Source organism: Pseudomonas sp. WS 5079, assembly GCF_012985465.1.
Taxonomy (GTDB): Bacteria; Pseudomonadota; Gammaproteobacteria; order Pseudomonadales; family Pseudomonadaceae; genus Aquipseudomonas.
In genome coordinates this window covers 158,388-182,634 of sequence record NZ_JAAQWN010000003.1, presented here as the reverse complement: position 1 = coordinate 182,634, position 24,247 = coordinate 158,388, and the positions used below count along the sequence as shown (strand labels likewise).

Below are 24,247 nucleotides of genomic sequence, written 5' to 3'. Positions count from 1 at the left end.
GATAACAGCGGGTTTCTGCCATGACAACGCAAGGATCAACGAATGCTCCCGCTCCCCCTCAATGTCACTCCCAAGATAACGCGCGCCATACGCTTTGCAGTATTTGGCATGTCCCTCGCCGGGTTGCCGGGTTTGGCACTGATGCCGCTGCCGGTGCTGGCCCAGAGCCTAAAGGCTTACCAGATTCCTGCAGGCCCGCTGGGTAGCGCCCTGACCCGGTTTGGGGTGCAAGCGGGGGTCACTATTTCATTCGACACCGAGCAAACACGCCGCCTTTCTACCGCGGGCCTTACTGGCACCTACAGCATCGAGGAGGGGTTATCGCGCCTGTTGGCAAACAGCGGATTACTGGCGCAACGCCAAGGCAACGGGGGCTTTGTGTTAATTGCTGGCAATAACGAATCAGCGGTGCTACTCGGCACAACCAGCATCTCAGGGCAGAGCCTGGACGCAACGACCGAAGGTACCGGTTCCTACACCACAGGTTCCATGAGCACCGCGACCAAACTGGCCACCTCGATGCGCGAGACGCCACAGTCAGTAACGGTCATCACCCGCCAGCGCATGGATGATCAAAACATGCAGTCCCTGGAGGACATTTCGACCTACACCCCGGGCCTGACCATGCGCAAGACCGGCGGCGAACGCCCGCAGTTCTACTCGCGTGGCTCGGCCATCGACAACATCATGATCGATGGCCTACCCGTGGCATATGACACCGACACTCTCGGCACCTCGACAATGGCGATGTTCGACCGGGTCGAGGTGGTGCGCGGTGCGTCGGGCCTGATGATCGGTGCCGGCAACCCGTCCGGCACGCTCAACCTGATCCGCAAACGCCCGACCGTCGAGCCACAAGTATCGGTGACCGTAGGTGCCGGTTCGTGGGACAACTACCGCACCGAACTCGATGCCAGCAGCGCACTCAATTCCAGCGGCTCGATCAGGGGGCGTGTGGTCGGCGCCTTTCAGGACAAAGACAGCTTTACCGATGGCTACAGCAGCAAGCGCCAGTTGCTGTACGGCATCACTGAATTTGACCTGAGCGAAGCCACTACCCTGACCCTGGGCGCGTACTACAACCGCGAAGACAACCCAGGGGCCGACTGGTCGGGCATACCAACCAAGGCCAATGGCACGTTCCTGCCCATCTCCCGTTCGACGCGCATGAGCCCGAAGTGGACCTACTGGAACAAGAAAAACACCAGTGCCTTTGCCGAACTCGAACACCGTTTTGACAACGACTGGAAACTGCGCCTGAACACCACCTGGTTGCGAGGCGACCTGGACATGCTCGGCACCAGTTTCTACCGACTGGACCCGGCAGCCGACCAACTGAACCTGAACGTGGGCCGATACACCTACCAACACACGCAAAAAAGCGTCGACAGCTACGTTTCCGGGCCCTTCATCCTCTTCGGCGCCACCCACGAACTGGTGCTTGGCGCCAGCTATCGCACCGATAACACCAACGATGGTCCCGGCGGCGGCTTCCTCAACGACCCGAACGTCGTGCTCGACCCGTCCAATTTCGACTATCACGGCGTAGATAAACCCGCCATCAACTACAACTGGTCGCGCAAAGGCCAGGTCGATCAGTACAGCACCTACGCCACCACGCGCTTGCACCTGCGCGATGACTTGAAACTGATCCTCGGCTCACGCCTGGATTGGTACGAGTACGAACAGAACACTATTTCCGGTGAATACACGTTCGGCGCCGACTACAAGGCTACGCGCGAATACACCCCCTATGCCGGCCTGATCTACGACATCAACGACACCTACTCGGTGTACACCAGTTGGACAAAAATCTTCCAGCCCCAGGCCAACGTGAATTACTACGGCAGCCTGCTGCCGCCAGTCACGGGCACCAACCGGGAGGTCGGGATCAAAGGCGAATACTTCGAGGGTGCCTTGAACGCCAGCGTGGCCTATTTCCAGCTGACTCAGGAGAACCGCGCCCAAAGCCTGGACACGTGCTTGCCGGGGGTCGCGTCTTGCTCGGTAGCGTCCGGTGAAGTGCAGACCAAAGGTGTCGACATGGAGCTGCAGGGCATGCTCGCTCGTGGCTGGCAGGCCTCGGCCGGCTACACCTATGCCGCCGCCAAGAACGTCAAGGGCGGCAGCGGCCGCTTCGACAGCGACACGCCGTACAACTTGCTCAAACTGTCCACCACTTACCAACTGCCGGGCGACCTGGAAAAATGGTCCATTGGCGGTTCATTGCGCAGCCAGAGCAGCACCTATACCTCGTTCGGCGTTACTCAGGGCGGCTACAGCATCTTCGACCTGATGACTGGCTACAACGTGAACAAAAACCTCAAGGTACAAGCCAACCTCAACAACGTGTTCGACAAGCGCTACTACCAAAGCATCAGTAACCCTGCCGGCGCGAACCTCTTTGGCGACCCACGTAACGTGGCGGTGACCATGAGGTGGAGCATGTAAGGCGCAGCCGTTGAAAACGACAATACTCTGCTTGCGCACGGTATTGTCGCGCTTGACAGGCGTGATACCTCAAGGCACGTTCTTCACAAAATACCGACTCGGCACCTCCCCCAACACCCGCCTGAAAACACTCGTAAACGCACTCGAGCTGCTGTACCCCAAATCAATCGCCACCCGCGTCACCGACTCTCCATTCCCCAACCTGACCACCGCCGCCAACAGGCACGCTTGCTGGCGCCATTCCACAAAGCTGATGCCCGTCTGCTGGCGAAACAAGCGGGTGAAGGTGCGGCGGCTCATGCCGAGGCGTTGGGTCATGTCGTCGATGCTGGTTTCCAGTGATGGCTGTTCCAGCAGGTGGCGGCAGATGTCGGCCAGCCGGGGGTCGTTGGGAAGTGGGGCGTTGAGTGACAGGGGGCGCATGTCGGCTATTTCGTCGAGCAGCAGGGTCATCAGGCGGCCGTGCAGATGGTCCTTTTCGTACAGCGCCGGTACATCGATGGCGCGGCTCAGCAGTTCGCGCAGCAACGTCGATACGCCGAACACCTGGCACTGCGCGGGCAGGTTGAGGCGGGTTGCGGCGTGGGTGCGGATGTAGGTGTTGAGCATGGTCACCGGGCCGCTCATGCTCATTTCGTGGGGCACGCCCGCCGGGACCCAGATGGCACGGTGGGGTGGCACCACCCAGTTGCCCTGTTGGGTGAAGACGGTGATCACGCCGCAGGCGGCGTAGGCGAATTGCCCGCGCCGATGGGTATGCAACGCAAAGTGCTGGCCGTCGGCATAGTCGTTGGCCGTGACCACGGCGTCACGGGGGGTGTTTTCGTAAGGGTCGATGTCAGTTTCGCGCATGGCCCGAATTTAATGATTTATGACCTGATAGTGCAAGCGAGCCAGCTCACCTATTGCGCATAGTTGGGCCTTGGCTGACGCACACAGGAATCAGAACACTATGCAAAAGAAACACTTGGCCCTGGCCGTGTTGGTGACGGCTGTCTGGGGGCTGAATTTTCCGATTACCAAGCTGGGGCTGGCGGGGATCGATCCGCTGTTGCTGACCGCCCTGCGCTTTACGCTGGCGGCGTTGCCGTGGGTGTTTTTTGTGCGGCGTCCGACCGTGGCGCTCAAGTGGCTGGTGGCCTATGGCTTGATCTTCGGGGTGGCGATGTGGGCCTTGATCAACCTGGGGATTGAATGGGGTGTGCCGCCAGGTACGGCAGCCTTGTTGATCCAGTTCAGTGCCTTTTTTACCCTGGGTTGGGGCGTGTTGTTGTTTCGCGAGCAACTGAGCGTCGGCCAGATCCTCGGAGTGGGGCTGGCGGCTGTAGGACTGATCGGCATTATCGCCAGCAGTCCGGGCGAGGCGACAACCCTGGGTTACGGCATGCTGCTGGTAAGTGCGTTCAGTTGGAGTGTGGGCAACGTCATCATCAAGCAATCAAAAGTGCGCGAGATGTTTGCCTTTGTGGTGTGGGCCAGCCTGTTCCCGCCGCTTCCGTTGCTGCTGCTGACGTGGCTGGCCCATGGATCAGCGCCGTTCACTGCGCTGGTCACCCATATGGAGTGGCTGACGGTGTTCTCGCTGTTATTCCAGGTGTATGCGGCCACGCACTTTTGTTACTGGGGCTGGAACCTGCTGCTGCGCGAGTACCCGGTCTCCAAGGTGGCGCCGTTGTCGCTGCTGATCCCGGTGTTTGGCGTCACCGGTTCCATGCTGTTGCTGGGGCATCGGGTCGATCTCAACGAGGGGATCTCGATTGCGCTGATTTTGTCTGCATTGGCCGTGGGGCTGGTGAAATCACGCCCGGCGGGGACGTCATCTGCCGCTTGATGCCGAGGGCGGCGGGCGCCAGATGGCACTTAGCCATATTTCTAATTGACACCCCCCTCCCCGTCCTTTAAAACCCCATGCATTCGCTGCGGGAAACCTGCCCCCAACAGCACCCGCCGTTTTTTATCGAGACATGGATGTCGAAGAACCCCCCGCTTTTTAATCGTCGTCGCTATTTGCTCGCGTTTTTTATCGTGTTGCTGGCGGTGCTCGACCCCTTCGGCCTGGCCAGCTCCAGTGACAAGGCATCCGCCCAGTGGCTCAACCGGATGTTCTCCAGCAATTACCCCGGCACCGGCCAGCAACATATCACCGTGGTGTTGATCGACGACGCCTACCTGATGCGCAACAACACCTCGTGGCCGATGCCGTATAGCGAGCAGAGCAAGTTGTTCAAGCGCTTGCTGGCCTACAAACCCAAGGCGGTGTTTGTGGATTTGCTGTACAGCCACGATCACTCCCTGGGCGATCCGACGCGGGGCAGCCAGTTGTTGGCGAATGTGTTCGAGCGCTATCAGCGCCGGGGCATTCCCCTGCTGCTGGCCAATACCGGGGTGACGCGGGGCGAGAATGGGCAGGCCAATACCCTCGAGCAGTTTGCCGCATTCAGCCAGCCGGGGCTGGTGGTGTGGGACGGTGTGGACGACAAGTACCCCTTGGCGATGCCGACCGCACTGGGGGTGATGGAAACCCCGGCCCTGGCCCTGTACCGCCAGTTCTGCAAGGGCCAGCCGTGTGCCAGCCAACTGCCCCGGGATGCTGAAGCCGCGGCGCAGCTACAGCCGATCGCCGTGCAGTGGGGCTTGAAGCTGGCGCCGCAGCAGGCGCAGATCGCGGATATCCGGCACTGCGCACCACCGCGCAACTTTGTGCTGGATTGGGTGGCGCAATTTTTCCAGGCAGTGTTCTGGAAACTCGACGACTCCGCCCAGGCCCGTTGCCCTTATAGCCTGACCCTGTCGGCCAGCGACCTGGAGGTCAGCTCACCGGAAGACCAGGCGTTGGTGGCCGGGTTGCTGCGCGACCGACTGGTGATGGTCGGGGCCAGCATCACCTCAACCGGCGACGTGGTGCAATCACCCGTGCATGGCCTGATTCCTGGGGTTTACCTGCATGCCATGGCCTTGGACAACCTGATCAACAAGGGCATGGATTACGAGCGCGAGCCGGCCAATTTCCCCGGTTGGAACCTGCACTGGGTGGACGTGCTGGAGCTTGGGCTGCTGGCGCTGATTATCGTGCTCAAGGCCCTGCATGCCCGGCGTCTGGCCGGCCTGCATACCTGGACTCGCTGGCGCAGGCAGGAGATCCGCTTCTTCACCTCGCCCTATCCGTCGTGGGGTTTGGTGATGCTGATGCTGCTGGTGGTGTGCGGGGTGCTGTATCTGAACCACATCACCCTGGTCAACGTACTGGGGATTGTTTTGTTGTCATTGGCGCTGTTCAGCGAGCGGATCGAAGCCTTCTTCGACCGTGGCCGCTGAAGGGTGCCGCCATGTCGTCTCACTCAAGGAAACCAAGGATGAACAAGATCCTCATCGTGTTACTCGCCGCGCTTTACAGCCAGGGCGTGCTGGCCGAAACCCATCTCATCAAGGAGTTCCTGGCCGACCCGGTGGAGGTGGTGGACGAGCAAGGCAAAGTGCAGCGGGAAATCGCGCGCAAAGACGCACCCAAGCAACCTCTTCCGGTGTTGCAGCTCAACCAGGCGCTGGAGCTGATCCAGGTGGAATTGGCAGGGCAGAAAGTCTGGCTGGACACCGGCGACGTGCGTATCGAGCCGCCATTTCACAAAACCGCACTGCCGTGCCAGCTAATGCCCCAAAGCCTGGCCAAGGACACACACAACAATTCCACGCTCAGCTACGGCGCCGGCTGCAATCAATAAGGGAGTATCGCGGTGAAGGGATATCTATTGCTGGCCAGTGCATTGCTCAGCGGCTGCGCCACCTTGAAGGGTGCAGACCAGGCGTTTCTGAACCTGGTGGGGCCGTCGACCCAGTCGCGCGTCGAAGGCCACTATGTGGACAACGCTGACGTGCGCCAGTACTACAAGCTCGACCCGCAGCGCGCGGGCCAGCAGCGCTTGAGTTACGACGGGCGCACCGTGCCTGCGGCCGAGGCGCGCCAGCAGAACCTGGTGGATATCCCGATGTTGCAGGTGTACTTGCAGGGCATCGTCACGCGCCTGTCCAAGGGCTGGCCGGGGCAGTTGCCGCTGTTGCAGGTGAAGATCACCGACAGTTACAGCTTCGGACCGTCGGCGGACCCGTACGGAAATATCTTCGTGCCCCTGGGCATGCTGGAGAACGTCGGCAGCGAAGACGAAATCGCCGCCATGCTCGGCCACGAAATGAGCCACGTGCTGTTGCACCACCATGATCGTGCCGCTGCCTTCCAGCAGCAGAAGGACATGTTCACCACCGTGGCCTCCACCGTGGCCCTGGCAACCGTGGCGGCCAACACCGGGGTGGACCGCAGTTCGGGCACCATGAAACTGTTCAGCAAGGACCCGGCCGGCACGCAAAAAACCATCGGCAATACCGTGTTGTATACCTCGCTGGCCAACAGTTTTTCCGACAACGTGTGGAGCACTGCCTGGGGCCGCAGCCAGGAGGACCAGGCAGATTTGCTCGGCACCGACCTGATGATCCGGGCCGGCTACGCGCCCCGTGCGGCCACCCACAGCCTGGAGCGCCTGAATGATTTCCAGGGCAAGCAAAAGCCGCTGCTGACGGGCTTTCTCACCGCCCGCAAGGACGCGATGCAAGATTCATTGCAGCAGTTCAACCTCGACCGCTTTACCAAGGAGCTGGACGTGCTGGTCAAGGACGGCCTGACCAATACCATCACCGCCACCACCGATTACTTCAACCGCTCCCACATGTCCGCCATCGACCGGGACACCGAGCTGCGCCAATACCTGCAACGCGAGTACCGCAAGGAGCGCCGCGCCCGGGTCAACACCACGAGCTGGCCAAAGGTGCGTGACGCCGCGCCTGTGGCCAAGGCCATGCAGGGTTACAAGGACGCCTACGCCGCCACCGCCGCCCTGGCAAAAAACAAGGTGCCCGAGGCCGATGCGTTTATCCGGCGCGCCTTGAGCTCGCCGGTCAAGGACCAGCCGAACATCCGCCGCACCGCCTACGCCGTGCGCCTGGCCCAGGGTAGAAATGCCGATGCCCTCAAAGAATTGCAGGCGATCAAGGACTGGTCCCTGGCCGGGCCTTCGACCTATGACTTGATGATCAGCTACTACCTCAAGCGCGGCGACGGCAAGGCCGCCCTGGCAATGATCGACACGGCCGAGCGTCACCTGGGTTCGGAGGAGCTGTTTATCACCGAGAAGCTCTTGGCCAACCAGCAACTGCAGAACACCCAGCAGGTGCAAAGCGTGTTGCGCAAATGCGGGCAGTACCCGGCGCGCAAGGCCAACTGCCAGAAGTTGGCGCAGGTCAAGGCGTAGGGTTTAGGCAGCCATAAAAAAACCCCGACAAGTCGGGGTTTTTTATTGCCTGGTATCAGGCACGACGCACGATCTTAGAACACGTTGATCGGGTAGTCGGCGAACAGGCGGATTTCGTTACCACCAACGTTGTAGTTGTTGGCGTTGGTCGAAACACGCAACCAGGAGGCACGGGCACGCAGGCTCAGGTCTTTAGCCGGGCCGCTCTGTACTACGTACTTGAACTGGTTGAAGATTTCACGCTCGGTGCCATCGCCACGGTTGCTACCGTCGTCGATGTTGGTGCCACGCACGTAAGCGATGTTGTAGGTCAGGCCCGGTACGCCGAAGGTGCTGAAGTCAATGCCGTAGCCGACCTGCCAGGAGCGCTCGTCTTTACCGTTGAAGTCAGACCAGTAGGAGTTGGCCAGCAGGATGGTGTTACCACCGTCGCCGATACCACTACCCTTGGTGTTGTTACGGTAGCCGCCGTACATGTAGCCGGTGTCACCGGTGCTGCGCTGGTGAGCCAGGGTCAGGCTGTGCGGACCGAAGGCCCAAGTGGCGCCCAGGCTCCAGATCTTGTTGTCGCGGGCGTCAGCATCACCTTGGGTCAGCTGGGCGAAGCTCTTGTCCAGCTTGGTCTTGTAGCCGTTGAAGTCAAAAGTCAGCGACTGCTCTTGTGGCAGGGCCAGCACGTAGTTGACGTTGACGTATTGCTTCTTCAGCACGTCTTCCATGTCGGATGCGTACAGCGCGGCCGACAGGCTTTCGGTGAATTTGTAGCTACCGCCCAGGTAGGCGATGTTTTTCAGGTTGCCGCTGTCGGTGCCTTCGGCGCCTTTTTGGGCTTCCTTGGTGAAGTAACCACCTTGCAGCTCCAGACCCTTGATCTCTTTGGAGACGATCGAGGTACCGGTGTAGGTTTCCGACAACAGACGGGAGTTGTCGTACTGCAGGACCGGCACGGCTGGCATCTGGTCACCGTACTTCAGCACAGTGTTGGAGATGCGTGCCTTGACGGCTGCGCCGCCCTTGGCCAGGTCGTGTGGTGCTGCGCCGCTGTCGCCTTGCTTGAAGAAGTTGATGCCGCCAGCGCCGCTGCGACCTTTACCACCGTCCAGACGGATGGCGTATTGGCCGATCACGTCCACACCCACACCAACGGTGCCTTGGGTGAAGCCGGACTCGAACTTACCGATGAAGCCTTGGCCCCACTCGGCTTTATCTTTACCACCGTCTTTGTAGTCGCGGCTGATATACGCATTACGCGCCGCGATGTTCAAGTGGCTGTCTTCCACGAAGCCTTTGGATTGCTCCTGGTCGTTTGCCATTGCCTGAGTAGCGCTCAAAATCCCCAGAGCAATCAGACCCATCCGTTTATTCAACATTTTTTTATTCCTTATTACTGGTTGAGTACGCGCTGTGACACCTGGCTCCATTTGGCTTTTTTGGTATCGACTTTCCCCGGATAAAAAAAGGCCCGCGGACGACCGAATATGCCGCGGGCCTTTTTTATAGAGAAGTCATGGCGGTTAGCCACAGGCGTTGAGGCGAATCCTATCCGCGCCCTGAACCGCGTGTCAATTTAGTGAATCGTCTGTATTTAGGCAAAAAAAGTCTAAGCGATATTATTTAGCCATTATTTACGCGATATATACGCTCGGCCAATTCATCGTGTGAATAAGCCGCTGGTGGGTAACGCATTTTCCATTGATGCGTAAAATTCCCTCAAAAACACATTTTGTAACAAATGCCCGAACAGGCAGCGTAAGAATAAATCACGCGCGCAAATAGCAAGCATTATCATTCGCGCATTATTTACCCTCCCTCTTACGGATGCGCCCCTAGATGCCTGCCTCTCGCCTGACGCCCATGACCCTTGGGCTTTCTGCACTGCTGTGTGCCGGATTTGCCTGCGCCGCGACCACACTGCCCGCCACCGCCATCAGCGCCGAAGCTGACGAAGACGACCCACGCGTCAAAGACACCAACACCGCCACGCGCACAAGTACGCCGGTGCGCTACGTGCCCCAGGCGATCGACTCGGTAAAGACCGAGAACCTGCGCGCCTACGGCACCAACGACCTGGGCCAGGCGTTGAGTGGCATCCCCAACGTCAGCAGCGGCGCCGACACACGCTTCGACAGCTTGCGCATCCGCGGCTTCGAGGCCAGCAGCGACTTCTACCTCGATGGCATCCGCGACGACAGCCAATACGTGCGCGACCTGCACAACATCGAGCGCATCGATGTGCTCAAGGGCCCCGCCGCCTTGTTGTACGGCCGTGGTGGCCAGGGCGGGATCGTCAACCGCGTCAGCAAGCTGCCCCAGGCCGGGCGCGCCTCCAGCATCGAGGCCCAGGGCGGCACGAACGGGCTGCGCAGCCTGTACACCGACTTGAGCGCCGACCCGACCGAGAACATCAGCCTGCGCCTGAACATGGGTAACGAAGACACCGATAGCTTTCGCGATGGCATCAGCGGCAACCGTAAATTATTCGCCCCGTCGATGAGCTGGCAACTGACCCCGCAACTGAACTGGCTGGTGCAATACGAATACAGCCGCTACGACCGCACCCCGGACCGGGGCATCCCTGGCGTGCGCGGGCGCCCGGCCGATGTGAGCCGCGACACTACCTACGGCGATCCACGGGACTATATCGACGACACCACCCAGTCCCTGCGCTCCAAGCTCGCCTATGAACTCAACGACAGCTGGCAACTGCGTCACACCCTGGGTGTGTTCAAGCTCGACAGTGATTTCGACAACACCTACCTGACCGGCTACAACCCTGTGACCAACATGGTCGGGCGCCAGCGCTGGCAGCAAGACCTGACGACGCGCAACGTATTCAATAACGTCGAACTCGAAGGTGGCTTCAATACCTTTGGCCTGGAACACCGCCTGCTGACCGGCGTGGAGCTGGGCAGCCAGCGCCGTGATCCGAAGTTGTACAGCGCGGTAACGGCAACAGTGCCCGGCCTCGATCTGAACCACCCCAACCGGCACCTGAGCCATACCGGGCCGATGAGGATCTCCAGCAACAACCACACCGAAGTCGAAAGCCAGGGGCTGTATGTGCAGGACCAACTGCGCCTGAACGATCAGTGGCAAGTACTCGCCGGTTTGCGCTACGACCGTTTTGAAGTAGAAACCACCAATAAGATCACCAATATCCGGCAACCCGTCGACAGCCACAACACCAGCCCACGGCTGGGCGTGGTGTGGACGCCGGTGGAGAACCATTCGTTCTACGCGTCGTGGAGCAAGACGTTTTCCCCCACCGGCGGTGGCCTGATCGGCATCACCCCGAATGCAACGGGCAATGCCAATGACCTGAGCCCCGAGCTGACCAAGCAAAAGGAAATCGGGGTCAAGAGCGACTGGCTCGACGACCGCTTGAGCACCACCCTCGCCGTGTATGAACTGGAACTGTACAACCGCCGCACCCGCGACCCGGAGAACCCGCTGATCACCCTGCTCAGCGGAATCCAGCGCTCCCGTGGTATCGAGCTGACCACCACCGGCAAAATCGTCGGCAACTGGTATGTGCGCGGTGGCGTCGGCGTGCAGGATGCCAAGGTGGTGAAGGACAACAATGGCTTTGAAGGCAAGCGTATCAGCGACGTGGCCAAGCGCAACGCCAGCCTGTTCGTCACCTGGAAACCGGAAATGGGCTGGTACGCCGAAACCGGCCTGACCCTGGTGGGCGAGCGTTATGCCGATAACGCCAACACCGTGGTGTTGCCGGGCTATGGCCGCTGGGACGCCCTGGCCGGGTTCCGGCACAAGGACTGGGATGTGAGGGCGGCGCTGAACAACATCAGCGACAAGACGTACTACGCGTCGGCGACCAGCGCCAACCAGATCCAGTTTGGTGAGCCGCGCAGCCTGGTGGTGACGGGGACGTACAACTTCTAAGCCACATGCAGTTCCTGTGGGAGCGGGCTTGTCGGATCGCCGCATCGCCGCGAAGACGTCGGCCCAGCCAACATTGATGTTGACTGACCCACTGCTTTCGCGAGCAAGCCCGCTCCCACAGGGGATCTGCGCTTGACTGACTGGCATTAGGGCAAGCCCCCTCCCACACTTGCAGATCAGTGTCAGTCAGTCCTGGATCAGGTCGCACAGCACTTGCACTTCATCCTCGCTGAACAACCCCACCGGGTAGCGCTCACGCATCACCCGGCGCGGGTCAGCCTGCCGCACGCGCCGTGAGCCGTTTGCCTTCAACCAAAGTGCCAGCGTGTGAATCGCGTCACCTCGCACGACCGAAGGATGGGGCGCGCGTTTATAGACCAGGTTGATATCGGCGTTCATTTCAGCGCTCTCTCCTACTGCTTGAGCGGCTAACTTACTCAAGGTTTATGACAGAACTGCGCAGTCACAAACCCCGATCACTGTCACAACGCCGATACAAGAGCTGTGCCAAAGCGTCCGGTTTATAGGCCTGCGGACACAAAAAAGCCCACGACCCCGACGGGCCATGGGCTTGCTGTTATTACCCGGCGCACTTGCCGGCAATCAGCCGAGGTGCAGCGAAATTGCCTGTTACAACTGCACTCAGTTTTTGTGCGGCGCGGGCTGTTGTTGAGTCAGGCAATGGATATTGCCGCCACCCAGTAACAGTTCACGGCCCGGCACCATCACCACTTCATGCTGCGGGAACAGGCCCTGGAGGATTTCCTGGGCGCGGCTGTCCAGCGGGTCATCAAAACTCGGCGCGATAATGCCGCCGTTGACGATCAGAAAGTTGACGTAGGAACCGGCCAGACGCACGGTCGGATTACGCTCCTGGGAACCGTCCACCGGGTCGACACCGGCGCATTCTTCCTCAGTGGCGTACAACGGCCCCGGGATCGGCATTTTATGCACGGTAAACGCGCGGCCCTTGGCGTCGGTGCTGTTTTGCAGCACGTCCATGGCAGCATGGCAGCGTGCATAGTTCGGGTCTTGCGGATCGTCCGTCCAGGCCAGCAACACTTCACCCGGGCGCACGTAGCAGCAGAAGTTATCCACATGGCCGTCGGTTTCGTCGTTGAACAGACCGTCGGGCAGCCAGATGATCTTATCCACAGCCAGGTTGGCGCTCAGGACCGCTTCGATCTCTTCGCGGCCCAGATGGGGGTTGCGATTGCGATTGAGCAGGCATTCCTCGGTAGTGATCAGGGTGCCTTCACCGTCGACGTGAATCGAACCGCCTTCGAGCACAAAACCCTCGGTGCGATAACGCGGGCTGCGCTCGATCTCGAGGATCTTGCCGCCCACCTGGGAGTCGCGGTTCCACGGCGCATACAGGCCACCGTCAAACCCGCCCCAGGCATTGAAGTCCCAATTCACGCCACGGACTTCGCCGTGGTCATTGATCACGAAGGTCGGCCCGCTGTCGCGTACCCACGCATCGTCGCTGGACATCTCCACCACCCGGATATTCGGCACATCCAGGCGCGCCCGGGCGTTTTCGTACTGACCGGCGGAAACCGCAACCGTCACCGGCTCAAAACGCGCAATGGCCTTGGCCACTGCCACGTGGGCCGCCTGCGCCGGTTTGCCGCCCAGGCGCCAGTTGTCCGGGCGCTCGGGCCAGATCATCCAGGCCTGGGTCTGGGGTGCCCACTCGGCTGGCATATAGAAGCCGTCAGCGCGAGGCGTGCTGTGCAAAGTGGTCATGGCGATCAGGACTCCAGGGAACCGTCGAGGGTCTTGAGCGCGCCGTACAGGTTCGGCCGGCGGTCACGGAACGAGCCCCACGCGCTGCGGATGTGCTCCAGTTCATCGAGGTCGAAGCTGTGCACCAGGATGCCTTCTTCGGTTTCGTTGAGCTCTTCGACTTTTTCGCCGAACTGGTTGGCAATGAACGACGAGCCGTAGAAGTCGATGTCGTAGCCGTCCTGCTCTTCGTTGCCGATGCGGTTGCTGGCGATCAGCGGCATCAGGTTGGCGCCGGCATGGCCTTGTTGCACGCGCTGCCAGTGGTCACGGGACGAGATGGTCTTGTCGTGTGGCTCGCTGCCGATGGCGGTCGGGTAGAACAGGATCTCCGCGCCTTGCAACGCCATGCTGCGGGCGCATTCCGGGAACCACTGGTCCCAGCAGATGCCCACGCCGATTTTCGCGTAGCGGGTGTTCCACACTTTGAAGCCGGTATCGCCCGGGTTGAAGTAGTACTTTTCGTGGTAGCCAGGGCCATCCGGGATGTGGCTTTTACGATAAATCCCGAGGTTGGAGCCGTCGGCGTCGATGATCGCGATGCTGTTGAACCGCGCACGGCCGGCCAGCTCGAAGAAGCTGATCGGCAGGACCACTTGCAGTTCCTTGGCGATTTTCTGGAAGTGCTTGATGGCCACGTTTTCTGCAACCGGGGTTGCCAGTTGCAGATAGTCCGGGTTTGGCTTCTGGCAGAAGTACGGGCTTTCGAACAGTTCCTGGATCAGGATGATCTGCGCGCCTTTGGCTGCGGCCTCACGGACCAGCTTTTCAGCGGTCTCGATATTGGCTTCGAGGTCCCAGGAACAAGCCATCTGGGTAGCGGCGACGGTAACGATACGGCTCATGAATCATCTCCTGGGCGGTGGTCAGCGGCCAGGATAACCGGGGCCGATGACAGAAAGGGGAATGCTGGACGACTTTATAGCGGATAAAAATCGGCTTTTAAAGCTTGCAAACATCCAACCGTCTAAAAAACTCAAAATATTCCCGATAACAATCGGGTTAACGTCTGAAACCCCATCACCCTTGTGGGAGCGGGCTTGCTCGCGAAAGCGGTGTGTCTGTCTACAAATCTGTCACTGATACACCGCTTTCGCGAGCAAGCCCGCTCCCACAGGGGTGATCTCATTTCAACTCATAAAAGGTGTCTACAACCCTTCATCCAACACCTTCGACAACATGTCGACAAAGAAATCCACACTGCGTTTAGACGTGACCATCGGCGGCTTGATCTTGAGGATGTTCAGATAGTCCCCGGTCGGCTGCATGAAAATCCCCAGCTCACGCAAGCGATCACACAGCTTGGCGGTTTCTTGCGTCGCCGGCTCCAGGGTCTGGCGGTCGCGCACCAACTCCAGTCCCAGATAAAAGCCCGAGCCATGCACCGCCCCCACCAGGGGATGGCGCTCGATCAACGCCTCCAGCCGCGCCTTGAAGTGCCCGCCGACCACCTGGGCGTTTTCCCAAAGCTTTTCTTGCTCCATCACATCCAGCACCGCCATGCCAATCCGGCAACTCACCGGGCTGCCCCCCGAGGACGAGAAGAAATACCCTTCGGCCTCCAGCGCTTCGGCGATTTCCCGGCGGGTAATCACGGCGCCAAGGGGCTGGCCGTTACCCATGCCCTTGGCCATGGTGATGATGTCCGGCACCACGCCCTGTTCTTCAAAACCCCAGAAGAAGTGGCCCATGCGGCCGTAGCCGACCTGCACTTCATCGGCGATGCACACCCCACCCTGGGCACGCACCAGGGCATACACCTGCTGCAAATAGCCCGGCGGCAGGGAGATGCCACCGGCATTGCCATACACCGGCTCGCAGATAAAACCCGCCAACTGGCGCTGGCTGGCGGCGATTTTCGCCAGGTTGTGCTCCACGCTGCGCACATAATCCGGCGCACTGTGCGGGCCACGGAATTCGCCGCGATAGGTATTGGGTGCGGTCACCGGGTGCACCCAATCCGGCCGGCTGCTCAGGGCCTGGGGGTTGTCGGCGATCGAGGTGGACACCGCATCGGCGGCCACCGACCAGCCGTGATAGGCCTCCAGCACACTGAGCATGTCGCGCCCGCCGCTGTAGGCCCAGGCCAGGCGGATCGCCAGGTCGTTGGCTTCGGTGCCACTGTTGACCAGGAACACCCGGTCCATGGACTCGGGCGCCAGCGCCAGCAGCCGCTCGGAGAACTCGGCAATCGCGGCGTAATGAAAGCGCGAGTTGGTATTGAGCAGCGACCACTGCCGCGCCGCCACCTGGGCCATGCGTGGATGGCCGTGGCCCAGCACCGCGACATTGTTGAGCATGTCCAGATACGAGCGGCCCTGCATGTCGATCAGATGGTTGCGCCAGCCGCGTTCGATGCGCGGCGGGTCGACGTAATAGTGCTTTTGCGAGCGCGCAAAGCTGGCGTCGCGTCGGGCCAGCAAGGCTTCTGGATCCAGCTCCGGCTCGGCGTCACAGGCAAGGCCCAGCAGTGTCGCCGGCGAGGGGCACAACACCTGCCAGGCCGCAGCGCGGGACGGCGTACAGAACAATGGCGGATCAAGGTCAACCCGGCACAGTTGCACGGTCAATGCCCCGCCCGCCTCCCCCAGGACCTGGCCCTTGAGCACCGCGGCGCCGGGTTGCAAGGCATTTTTCAGGCCCAGCAGCCGTACATTCAGTTGCGCGCTATGCAGACTTAATACGCCATCGGCAGTGCTGCGCAGGATGCCGGCGAACGGCGCCTCTACGACACTGCCCTGGGGCACATACAGTTCAACGTGCAGGGCGAACGTTTGCGGTTCGCTCGCGCAGTCGGGACGCGTGCGGGACAAGCGATACTGACCATAACGACTGGCCGCCAAGCCATGCACCGTTGCGGCCTGCTGCAATAAATGTTGGTCGATGCCAGGGGTTTCCCAGTTTCCGGCTTCGAAATGCTCACTGAGCACACCCAGGTCAATCAGCGCGAACTCGCGCCCCACCAACCCCGGCAGCAGCGGGGCGAAGCCTTCGCTGGCCACTGGTTTGGGGGTTGCACCGACGCACACCTGGATCGCCGCCTCCATCAACTCAAACGGCACCGAGGTGGCAACCTGGAAGATTTCCCACTCGTGCTCGGCATTCTTCAACAGGTAGGTGTTATCCGGGTCCAGGCGCTGCTGCTGTTCGCTGCTCAGCACCAGGACCGCCGCACGGGCCACGATCAGCGGCCACAGCGCCTGCAATTCCTGGGGTTGCAAAGGGGTCAACGCGTGACAGGCCCGGATCGCCGGCAGGATCGCAAACGGGTCGCCCTCGGCGTGGTGCAGCAGAGCGGCACAGGTCACCGACAAGTCCGCAATCCGCCAAGTGTGCACCAGGTCGCCGAAATCAATGACACCCTGCACTTGCCAATGCCGCTCGGCATCGCGCTGCCACACCACATTGTCGTCGGTGATATCCATATGCACGGCCTGCCAGGGCAACTGATCGACCAAGGGCCGCAGGCGCTGCTCGACCTCTACCGCGACCCGCTCCAGGGCCGCGCGCTGCGGCAGGTTGTCGAGCGTCGACAATAAATGGCTGATCAGCTCCCGGGCATGGCGCGGGTCCCATTGCAGGGTGCGCTCCAGGCCCGCGTGCGCAAAATCGGCCAATGCCTGGCTCATCTGCCCGCACAGCCGGCCAAAACCTGTGATCAACGCGCGGCCCAGATGCGGCAGGTGGGTCAGCGGCTGGCCTTCGATATAGTCCAGCAACCGCAGGTGCAAGGCCTGCCCGGCCAGCGTCACGCTCAGTAGTTGCTCGCCGCCGAGGGTGCTGATGACCTTGGGCACGCGGACGCCGGCGTGTGCCTGCAAGTGCGCAAGAGCGGCGTGCTGGGCGTGCAGCTCAACGGCGGCGTACTCGCCCCGGCAGATTTTCAGGACGAAGCGGCCACGATCGCTGTCGACGCGGTAATTGAGGTCTTGCTGGCTGCCCAGGGACTGCAGGGTGCCGCTGAGGCCGTAATGCTGCTCAAGCAACTGCAAGGCTTGCTCCGGACTGACCTGCGGGCACGGCAAACGGGTGCGGTGGATCAATGTATCGAGCAGCATGTGACGGTCCCTGGTTTTTTGTTGGGCGCTTATATCGCCATTGTTAATAGGTCAGATGCAACCCCGACCCCATTGAGATTGTCTTCTTTAAAGCACGCAAGCTGGGCCAATCTGACCACCGCCCCTTGCACGCCCCATCGCAAGCCCGCAAGCTATGCCCCATTCGCTCAATGTCCGTCTAAGGAAAAGGCCTCTCGACATGCGTATTCTTGTTACCGGTGGCGCCGGTTTTATCGGTTCCGCACTGATCCGCCATTTGATTCAAAACACTGAACATGAAGTTCTCAACCTCGACAAACTGACCTACGCCGGCAATCTTGAGTCGCTGGCCAGCATCGCGACCAACACCCGCTATGAGTTCGTCCAGGCCGATATCATCGACCAGGCCACCGTCAGCGCAGTGCTGGCGCGTTTCCAGCCCCAGGCCATCATGCACCTGGCGGCCGAGTCCCATGTCGACCGCTCCATCGACGGCCCGTCGGACTTTATCCAGACCAACATCGTCGGCACCTACAGCCTGCTTGAAGCCACTCGTGCCTACTGGCAACAGCTGGCAGAGCCGGCCAAGAGCGCCTTCCGCTTCCATCACATCTCCACCGACGAAGTGTATGGCGACCTGCATGGCGTGGATGACCTGTTCACCGAAACCACGCCTTACGCGCCAAGTTCGCCTTATTCCGCGAGCAAGGCGGCGTCCGACCACCTGGTCCGCGCCTGGCAGCGTACCTATGGCTTGCCGGTACTGCTGACCAACTGCTCGAACAACTACGGGCCGTTCCACTTCCCCGAGAAATTGATCCCGCTGGTGATCCTCAATGCCTTGGCAGGCAAGCCGCTGCCGGTATATGGCGATGGCCTGCAAGTGCGCGACTGGCTGTATGTCGAAGACCACGCCCGTGCGCTGCTCAAAGTGGTCACCGAAGGTGTGGTAGGCGAGACCTACAACATCGGCGGGCACAACGAGCAGAAGAACATCGACGTGGTGCGTGGTATCTGTGCGCTGCTCGAAGAGCTGGCGCCACAGCGTCCGGCCGGCGTTGCCCAGTTCAGCGACCTGATCACCTTCGTCAAGGATCGTCCAGGCCATGACCAGCGCTACGCCATCGATGCCAGCAAGATCGAACGCGAGCTGGGTTGGGTCCCGGAAGAAACCTTCGAGACCGGCCTGCGCAAGACCGTGCAGTGGTACCTCGATAACCTGCAATGGTGCCGCCGGGTCCAAGACGGCAGTTATCAGGGCGAGCGCCTCGGCAACACCGATGCGAAGGACCTGATTGCATGATGAAGGGAATCGTACTGGCCGGTGGCTCCGGGACGCGCCTGCACCCCATTACCCTGGGGGTTTCCAAGCAGTTGCTGCCGGTGTACGACAAACCGATGATCTACTACCCGATTTCCGTGCTGATGCTCGCCGGGATCAAGGAGATCCTCGTGATCTCCACGCCCGTGGACTTGCCGCAATACCGCAACCTGCTGGGCGACGGCAGCCAGTTCGGCGTGCAGATCAGCTACGCAGAGCAGCCTTCGCCAGACGGCTTGGCGCAAGCCTTCCTGATCGGCGAAGCGTTCATCGGCAATGACCCGGTATGCCTGATCCTGGGTGACAACATTTTCCACGGCCAACACTTCAGCGAGCAACTGCGCACCGCTGCCAAACGCCCAACCGGCGCCACAGTGTTCGGCTACTGGGTCAAGGATCCGGAGCGCTTCGGGGTGATTGATTTCGATGGTGAAGGCCGCGCCCTTTCCATCGAGGAAAAACCCGCCAAGCCCAAGTCCAGCTATGCCGTGACCGGCCTGTACTTCTATGACAACGATGTGGTCAAGATCGCCAAGGCCGTCCAGCCATCGCCACGCGGCGAACTTGAAATCACCGACGTCAACAATGCCTACCTCAAGCGTGGCGACCTGCATGTCGAGCGTTTCGGCCGTGGTTTTGCCTGGCTCGATACCGGCACCCATGACAGCCTGCTGGAAGCCTCGATCTATGTTCAGACCATTGAGCATCGGCAGGGCCTGAAAGTGGCTTGCCTCGAAGAAATCGCCTACGAGAACGGTTGGATCGATCGCGACCATTTGCTTGAGCGGGCCAAATACTTTGGCAAGACAGGCTACGGCCAGTACCTGTTCACCCTCGCCGGGGAAACCAAATGACTGGGAGCGGGACACCGTTGAAAATCCTCATCACCGGCCAGCACGGCCAGGTTTCCCGTGCACTGCAACAGCGGCTCCAGGGCCTGGGTGAACTGGTCGTGCTCGGTCGCGACCAGCTCGACCTGGCCAATCCCGAGCAGATCCGCCAACAGGTACGCAGCCATCGCCCGGGGCTGATCATCAACGCGGCGGCGCATACCGCTGTCGACCAGGCCGAGAACGAGCCCGATGTAGCCTTCGCGATCAATGCCACGGCGCCCGGCATCCTCGCCGAAGAAGCCAAGGCCCTGGGCATTCCGTTGATCCACTACTCCACCGACTATGTGTTCGACGGCAGCAAGCCCGCGCCCTACACCGAAGACGATGTGCCCAACCCCTTGGGTGTCTACGGCCAGAGCAAGCTGGCGGGCGAGCAGGCCATTGCGGCGGTGGGCGGTCAGTACCTGATCCTGCGTACCAGCTGGGTGTATTCGAGCCACGGCAAGAACTTCCTGCTGACCATGCAGCGCCTGCTCCAGGAAAAGCCGCAGATGCGCATCGTCGCCGACCAGATCGGCGCGCCGACCTGGGCCGGGACCATCGCCAACAGCACCCGTGCCCTGATCGAGCGCTGGCAGGCCGGCCAGGCCGCAGACTGGGGTGTCTATCACCTGACGGCCCAGGGCGAGACCTCATGGTTCGGCTTTGCCCAGGCCATTGGCGAGCACCTGCTGGCCGAAGGCAAGGCGTGCGCCGAGCTGGAAGGGATTCCCGCCAGTGACTACCCAACGCCCGCCAAGCGCCCGTTGAACTCGCGCCTGGATTGCAGCCGCCTGCAACAACAATGGCAAGTCAGCCAACCGCAGTGGCGCGAAGCATTGCGCGAGTGTCTTGCACAGCAGCACTAGGCATAATGCGCCTGTACCCTCAGGCGCAGACCTACATGACTCCACCTCTTCCACGAAGACCCCGCTGGCGCAGCCTGGCCTTGCTGGCACTGTGCCTGGCGCCGTTGCTGTGGCCGCTGGAGCATCTGGCCGAGCGCTACTATCGCAGCGAACTGGCCGGGCAGAACCGCCAGACCCTCGACCTGTACGTCGCCAACCTGCTGGGCACACTGCATCGCTACGAAGTACTGCCGCAGATCCTTGGCGACTTGCCGGCCCTGCGTACCGCCCTGGCAGCGCCCCACGTCAGCACCAACCTGGTCGCGGCCAACCAGTTGCTCAAGGAGGTGGCAGCCCAGGCGGGCGTGGAAGTGATGTACCTGATGGACACCCGTGGCAAGACCCTGGCCGCTTCGAACTGGGACAAACAGGACAGCTTCGTCGGCCGCAACTTTTCCTTTCGACCTTATTTCAGCGAAGCCATGGCCGGGCGCCTGGGGCGCTTCTTCGGCCTGGGCACCACCTCGGCCAAGCGCGGGTATTTCTTCGCCGCTGCGGTGCGTGAAGATGAACATGTGATCGGCGTGCTGGTGGTCAAGGTCGACCTGGACCACACCGAAAGCCTCTGGGGCCAGACTCCCGAGCAATTGCTGGTCACCGACCACAACGGCGTGGTGATCCTGACCTCGCGCCCACAATGGCGTTTTCGTGCGACCCGGCCCCTGACCGAGGCCGAGCGCCAGGCGATCATCGCGATCCAGCCCTATCCGACCCGCGATCCGCAGCCGCTGGTTTTCAGCTCCAGCGCCTGGCTGCGCCAATCCACCGAAATTGCCGAAACCGGCTGGAATGTGGAGATCCTTGCCCCGCGCACCTTGATCGACCGCCCGGTGCGCACAGTGGTCGCCGTCGGCGGCGCGACCTTGCTGGTGCTGATGCTGCTGCTCGGCCTGATGATGCAGCGCCGTCGTCATTACCTGGAGCGCATCGCCTTTGAAGCCAAGGCCCGGCGCGAGCTGGAAATGCGCGTGGCCGAACGGACCAGCGACCTCGAAGGCCTCAACCGCCGCCTGCGCCAGGAAGTGCTGGAACGCGAAAATGCCCAGCAGGAACTGGTGCGCGCCCAGGATGACCTGGTGCAGGCGGGCAAGCTGTCGGCGCTGGGCACCATGTCGGCGAGTATCAGCCATGAACTCAACCAGCCCCTGGCCGCCATCCGCAGTTACGCAGAAAACGCCGAGATTCTCCTCGACCACCAGCGCACCGACGACGCCCGCGGCAACCTCAAGCTGATCAGCGAATTGACCGGGCGCATGGCCTCGATCATCGCCCACTTGCGCGCCTTTGCCCGCCGCGACCGGCATGCCCCGGAAAGCGTGGCCCTGCAACCGGCCCTGGACGACGCGCTGGCATTGCTGGCCAAGCGCCGGCGGGCCATGGAAGTGGAACTGATCCGCGACTTGCCAGAGGCATCCCTGTGGGTAGAGGCCGGCGAAACCCGCCTGCGCCAGGTACTGGGCAACCTGTTGGCCAATGCCCTGGACGCCCTGACCGAAAAAGGCCCGCCGCGCAAACTGTGGCTGAGTGCCGAATCCACCGAGCAGGGCGTCAACCTGTACATCCGCGACAACGGGCCTGGGTTCTGCATGGAAGCCCTGGGTCGCGCCGGCGAGCCTTTCTACACCACCAAGACCCGCACCCAGGGCCTGGGGTTGGGCCTGGCCATCTGTGACACCCTGATGCGCGCCTTTGGCGGTGAACTGCTGTTTGCCAACCACAAGGAAGGTGGCGCACTGATAACCTTGAAACTGCGCGCCGGCGCCCCCGGCGTCAGTCTGCAACCGTCCGAGGACCGCAGTGTATGAGTATCGATAACCAGATTCAGGTGGTGTTGATCGACGATGATCCACACCTGCGTCAGGCCCTGTGCCAGACCCTGGACCTGGCCGGGCTGAAAGTCCTGCCCCTTGGCGAAGCCACCGGCCTTACGGCGCGCCTGTCGCGGGACTGGCCGGGGGTGGTGGTCAGCGACATCCGCATGCCCGGCATGGACGGCCTGGAGCTGCTCACTGAACTTCACAGCCAGGACCCGGAGCTGCCGGTGCTGCTGATCACCGGCCACGGCGATGTGCCACTGGCGGTGCAGGCCATGCGCGCCGGCGCCTATGACTTCCTCGAAAAGCCCTTCGCCAGCGACGCCCTGCTCGACAGCGTGCGCCGCGCCCTGGCCCTGCGCCGGCTGGTGCTGGACAACCGCAGCCTGCGCCTGGCCCTGAGTGATCGCCAGCAACTGAGCACGCGCCTGGTGGGGCAATCGGCGCCGATGCTGCGCCTGCGCGAGCAGATTGGCGCGCTGGCGGCGACCCGCGCCGATGTGCTGATCCTTGGTGAAACCGGCGCCGGCAAGGAAGTGGTGGCACGCGCTCTGCACGACCTGTCGAACCGTCGCACCGGGCCGTTTGTCGCCATCAACGCCGGCGCCCTGGCCGAGTCCGTGGTCGAAAGCGAGCTGTTCGGCCATGAACCGGGGGCCTTTACCGGTGCGCAGAAGCGGCGGATCGGCAAGTTCGAATTTGCCAACGGCGGCACGTTGTTCCTCGATGAAATCGAAAGCATGAGCCTGGATGTACAGGTCAAGTTGCTGCGCCTGTTGCAGGAGCGCGTGGTCGAGCGCCTGGGTGGCAATCAGCAGATCCCCCTGGATATCCGCATCATCGCCGCGACCAAGGAAGACCTGCGCCAGTCCGCCGACCAGGGCCGCTTTCGCGCAGACTTGTACTACCGCCTGAACGTTGCGCCGCTGCGCATTCCGCCCCTGCGCGAGCGTGGCGAAGATGCCCTGATGCTGTTCCAGCACTTCGCCGACGAGGCCAGCAGCCGCCACGGCCTGCCGCTGCATGAGTTGCAGCCTGGCCAACGGGCAATGCTGTTGCGCCATAACTGGCCGGGCAATGTGCGGGAGTTGCAAAACGTCGCCGAACGCTTCGCCCTCGGCCTGGAACTGGCCCTGGACAGCACACCGGACGGCCCGGCGCCGGGTGTGCCAATGTCTACCGGGGGCTTGAGCGAGCAAGTCGAGCACTTTGAAAAAGCCCTGATCGCCGCCGAGCTTGGTCGCCCCCACAGCTCCGTGCGTAGCCTGGCCGAAGCCCTCGGGGTGCCGCGCAAGACCCTGCATGACAAGTTGCGCAAGCATGGGCTGAACTTTGCCGACAGCGGCAACGCTCACACCGATGACGAGTGACCCTTTCCACCAGCCAAGAGACCACCATGAGCCGCGATAGCCGTTACCTGGAATCCATTCTGCACCATGACATCCCCCTGACCCGGGAGATGGGCCTCAAGGTGCTCGACTGGCAGGACCGGCAATTGCGCCTGCACTTACCGTTGCAGGCCAATATCAACCACAAGAGCACTATGTTTGGCGGCAGCCTGTATTGCGGCGCGGTCTTGGCCGGCTGGGGCTGGCTGCACCTACAACTGCGCGAGGAAGGGATTGAAGACGGGCACATCGTGATTCAGGAAGGGCAGATCAGCTATCCGCTGCCTGTCACCCAGGACGCCACCGCGATTTGCCAAGCGCCGGAGGACAAGGTGTGGAAGCGGTTTTTGGCGACCTACCGGCGCCATGGCCGGGCACGGCTGGCCCTGCAGACGTGGATTGTGAATGAGGGCAGTGAAGAGCAGGCGGTGGCGTTTACCGGGCAGTACGTGTTGCACCGCTAAACCT

The 24,247-nt window shown here is 61.5% G+C and carries 18 protein-coding genes; 12 read left to right on the top strand and 6 right to left on the bottom strand.

Annotated elements, in window-relative coordinates; translation table 11 throughout:
* Positions 1-42 precede the first annotated feature (42 nt).
* Positions 43-2,451: a TonB-dependent receptor gene (locus HBO05_RS09580; protein WP_262381392.1), complete on the top strand. Its 2,409-nt coding sequence runs from the start codon at positions 43-45 to the stop codon at positions 2,449-2,451.
* 69 nt (positions 2,452-2,520) lie between these two features.
* On the opposite strand, the gene HBO05_RS09575 is transcribed toward HBO05_RS09580, so the two are convergent.
* A complete protein-coding gene (locus tag HBO05_RS09575; RefSeq protein WP_172312468.1) occupies positions 2,521-3,303 on the bottom strand; it encodes a helix-turn-helix transcriptional regulator in 783 nt (260 codons plus the stop codon).
* Between the two features lie 100 nt (positions 3,304-3,403).
* Here HBO05_RS09575 and HBO05_RS09570 point away from each other — a divergent pair, with 100 nt between their 5' ends.
* From HBO05_RS09570 to HBO05_RS09555, 4 genes are all read left to right on the top strand, one after another.
* A complete protein-coding gene (locus tag HBO05_RS09570) occupies positions 3,404-4,282 on the top strand; it encodes an EamA family transporter (RefSeq protein WP_172312466.1) in 879 nt (292 codons plus the stop codon).
* Positions 4,283-4,419: 137 nt separating this feature from the next.
* Positions 4,420-5,766 (top strand): CHASE2 domain-containing protein, encoded by a 1,347-nt coding sequence (locus tag HBO05_RS09565; RefSeq protein WP_172312464.1) that lies wholly within the window; start codon positions 4,420-4,422, stop codon positions 5,764-5,766.
* Positions 5,767-5,804: 38 nt separating this feature from the next.
* A complete protein-coding gene (locus tag HBO05_RS09560) occupies positions 5,805-6,170 on the top strand; it encodes a hypothetical protein (RefSeq protein WP_029299836.1) in 366 nt (121 codons plus the stop codon).
* A 12-nt stretch (positions 6,171-6,182) separates the two neighbouring features.
* Positions 6,183-7,748, top strand: a complete 1,566-nt coding sequence (locus HBO05_RS09555; RefSeq protein WP_169953868.1) for a M48 family metallopeptidase — start codon at positions 6,183-6,185, stop codon at positions 7,746-7,748.
* Between the two features lie 74 nt (positions 7,749-7,822).
* Here HBO05_RS09555 and HBO05_RS09550 read toward each other — a convergent pair whose 3' ends face one another.
* Positions 7,823-9,118 carry an OprD family porin gene (locus HBO05_RS09550; protein ID WP_169863984.1) on the bottom strand — a complete coding sequence of 432 codons (1,296 nt, stop codon included), beginning with the start codon at positions 9,116-9,118 and terminating at the stop codon, positions 7,823-7,825.
* A 460-nt stretch (positions 9,119-9,578) separates the two neighbouring features.
* Here HBO05_RS09550 and HBO05_RS09545 point away from each other — a divergent pair, with 460 nt between their 5' ends.
* Positions 9,579-11,651, top strand: coding sequence for a TonB-dependent siderophore receptor (locus HBO05_RS09545; protein ID WP_172312462.1), 2,073 nt, complete (start codon positions 9,579-9,581; stop codon positions 11,649-11,651).
* A 186-nt stretch (positions 11,652-11,837) separates the two neighbouring features.
* On the opposite strand, the gene HBO05_RS09540 is transcribed toward HBO05_RS09545, so the two are convergent.
* The 4 genes from HBO05_RS09540 to HBO05_RS09525 all read right to left on the bottom strand — a co-directional run bounded on the left by HBO05_RS09540 (position 11,838) and on the right by HBO05_RS09525 (position 17,497).
* On the bottom strand, positions 11,838-12,050 hold the full coding sequence (locus tag HBO05_RS09540; RefSeq protein ID WP_172312460.1) for a hypothetical protein: 213 nt from the start codon (positions 12,048-12,050) through the stop codon (positions 11,838-11,840).
* 243 nt (positions 12,051-12,293) lie between these two features.
* Complete coding sequence (gene aguA / locus HBO05_RS09535; protein ID WP_172312458.1) at positions 12,294-13,400, bottom strand: agmatine deiminase; 1,107 nt, start codon at positions 13,398-13,400, stop codon at positions 12,294-12,296.
* A 5-nt stretch (positions 13,401-13,405) separates the two neighbouring features.
* Positions 13,406-14,284 (bottom strand): N-carbamoylputrescine amidase, encoded by an 879-nt coding sequence (aguB, locus tag HBO05_RS09530; RefSeq protein WP_170042351.1) that lies wholly within the window; start codon positions 14,282-14,284, stop codon positions 13,406-13,408.
* A 303-nt stretch (positions 14,285-14,587) separates the two neighbouring features.
* Positions 14,588-17,497, bottom strand: a complete 2,910-nt coding sequence (locus HBO05_RS09525) for an aminotransferase (protein WP_172312456.1) — start codon at positions 17,495-17,497, stop codon at positions 14,588-14,590.
* 199 nt (positions 17,498-17,696) lie between these two features.
* On the opposite strand from HBO05_RS09525, the gene rfbB reads away from it, so the two are divergent.
* The 6 genes from rfbB to HBO05_RS09495 are packed head-to-tail and all read left to right on the top strand — an operon-like array spanning position 17,697 to position 24,243.
* Entirely contained in the window at positions 17,697-18,779 is a 1,083-nt protein-coding gene (gene rfbB / locus HBO05_RS09520; RefSeq protein ID WP_172312454.1) for a dTDP-glucose 4,6-dehydratase, read from the top strand.
* Positions 18,776-19,651, top strand: coding sequence for a glucose-1-phosphate thymidylyltransferase RfbA (gene rfbA, locus HBO05_RS09515; protein WP_169953875.1), 876 nt, complete (start codon positions 18,776-18,778; stop codon positions 19,649-19,651). Before rfbB ends, rfbA begins: the two co-directional genes overlap by 4 nt.
* The gene (gene rfbD / locus HBO05_RS09510) at positions 19,648-20,538 is read left to right on the top strand and encodes a dTDP-4-dehydrorhamnose reductase (protein WP_172312452.1); all 891 of its coding nucleotides are present in this window, start codon (positions 19,648-19,650) and stop codon (positions 20,536-20,538) included. The genes rfbA and rfbD overlap by 4 nt, the downstream gene beginning before the upstream one ends.
* A gap of 35 nt (positions 20,539-20,573) precedes the next feature.
* Positions 20,574-22,382 (top strand): ATP-binding protein, encoded by a 1,809-nt coding sequence (locus HBO05_RS09505; protein WP_169953877.1) that lies wholly within the window; start codon positions 20,574-20,576, stop codon positions 22,380-22,382.
* Complete coding sequence (locus HBO05_RS09500; RefSeq protein ID WP_169953878.1) at positions 22,379-23,761, top strand: sigma-54 dependent transcriptional regulator; 1,383 nt, start codon at positions 22,379-22,381, stop codon at positions 23,759-23,761. The genes HBO05_RS09505 and HBO05_RS09500 overlap by 4 nt, the downstream gene beginning before the upstream one ends.
* A gap of 26 nt (positions 23,762-23,787) precedes the next feature.
* Positions 23,788-24,243 carry a thioesterase domain-containing protein gene (locus HBO05_RS09495; RefSeq protein WP_169953879.1) on the top strand — a complete coding sequence of 152 codons (456 nt, stop codon included), beginning with the start codon at positions 23,788-23,790 and terminating at the stop codon, positions 24,241-24,243.
* The last annotated feature ends 4 nt before the right edge of the window (positions 24,244-24,247 follow it).

Excerpts from the sequence above, each read along its gene's own strand:
- aguA (WP_172312458.1), bottom strand. The coding sequence starts at position 13,400 with ATGACCACTTTGCACAGCACGCCTCGCGCTGACGGCTTCTATATGCCA.
- HBO05_RS09495 (WP_169953879.1), top strand. The coding sequence starts at position 23,788 with ATGAGCCGCGATAGCCGTTACCTGGAATCCATTCTGCACCATGACATC.
- HBO05_RS09570 (WP_172312466.1), top strand. The coding sequence starts at position 3,404 with ATGCAAAAGAAACACTTGGCCCTGGCCGTGTTGGTGACGGCTGTCTGG.
- rfbA (WP_169953875.1), top strand. The coding sequence starts at position 18,776 with ATGATGAAGGGAATCGTACTGGCCGGTGGCTCCGGGACGCGCCTGCAC.
- HBO05_RS09545 (WP_172312462.1), top strand. The coding sequence starts at position 9,579 with ATGCCTGCCTCTCGCCTGACGCCCATGACCCTTGGGCTTTCTGCACTG.
- HBO05_RS09560 (WP_029299836.1), top strand. The coding sequence starts at position 5,805 with ATGAACAAGATCCTCATCGTGTTACTCGCCGCGCTTTACAGCCAGGGC.
- HBO05_RS09565 (WP_172312464.1), top strand. The coding sequence starts at position 4,420 with ATGTCGAAGAACCCCCCGCTTTTTAATCGTCGTCGCTATTTGCTCGCG.
- rfbD (WP_172312452.1), top strand. The coding sequence starts at position 19,648 with ATGACTGGGAGCGGGACACCGTTGAAAATCCTCATCACCGGCCAGCAC.
- HBO05_RS09500 (WP_169953878.1), top strand. The coding sequence starts at position 22,379 with ATGAGTATCGATAACCAGATTCAGGTGGTGTTGATCGACGATGATCCA.
- HBO05_RS09550 (WP_169863984.1), bottom strand. The coding sequence starts at position 9,118 with ATGTTGAATAAACGGATGGGTCTGATTGCTCTGGGGATTTTGAGCGCT.
- HBO05_RS09505 (WP_169953877.1), top strand. The coding sequence starts at position 20,574 with ATGACTCCACCTCTTCCACGAAGACCCCGCTGGCGCAGCCTGGCCTTG.
- HBO05_RS09525 (WP_172312456.1), bottom strand. The coding sequence starts at position 17,497 with ATGCTGCTCGATACATTGATCCACCGCACCCGTTTGCCGTGCCCGCAG.
- HBO05_RS09575 (WP_172312468.1), bottom strand. The coding sequence starts at position 3,303 with ATGCGCGAAACTGACATCGACCCTTACGAAAACACCCCCCGTGACGCC.
- aguB (WP_170042351.1), bottom strand. The coding sequence starts at position 14,284 with ATGAGCCGTATCGTTACCGTCGCCGCTACCCAGATGGCTTGTTCCTGG.
- rfbB (WP_172312454.1), top strand. The coding sequence starts at position 17,697 with ATGCGTATTCTTGTTACCGGTGGCGCCGGTTTTATCGGTTCCGCACTG.
- HBO05_RS09540 (WP_172312460.1), bottom strand. The coding sequence starts at position 12,050 with ATGAACGCCGATATCAACCTGGTCTATAAACGCGCGCCCCATCCTTCG.
- HBO05_RS09580 (WP_262381392.1), top strand. The coding sequence starts at position 43 with ATGCTCCCGCTCCCCCTCAATGTCACTCCCAAGATAACGCGCGCCATA.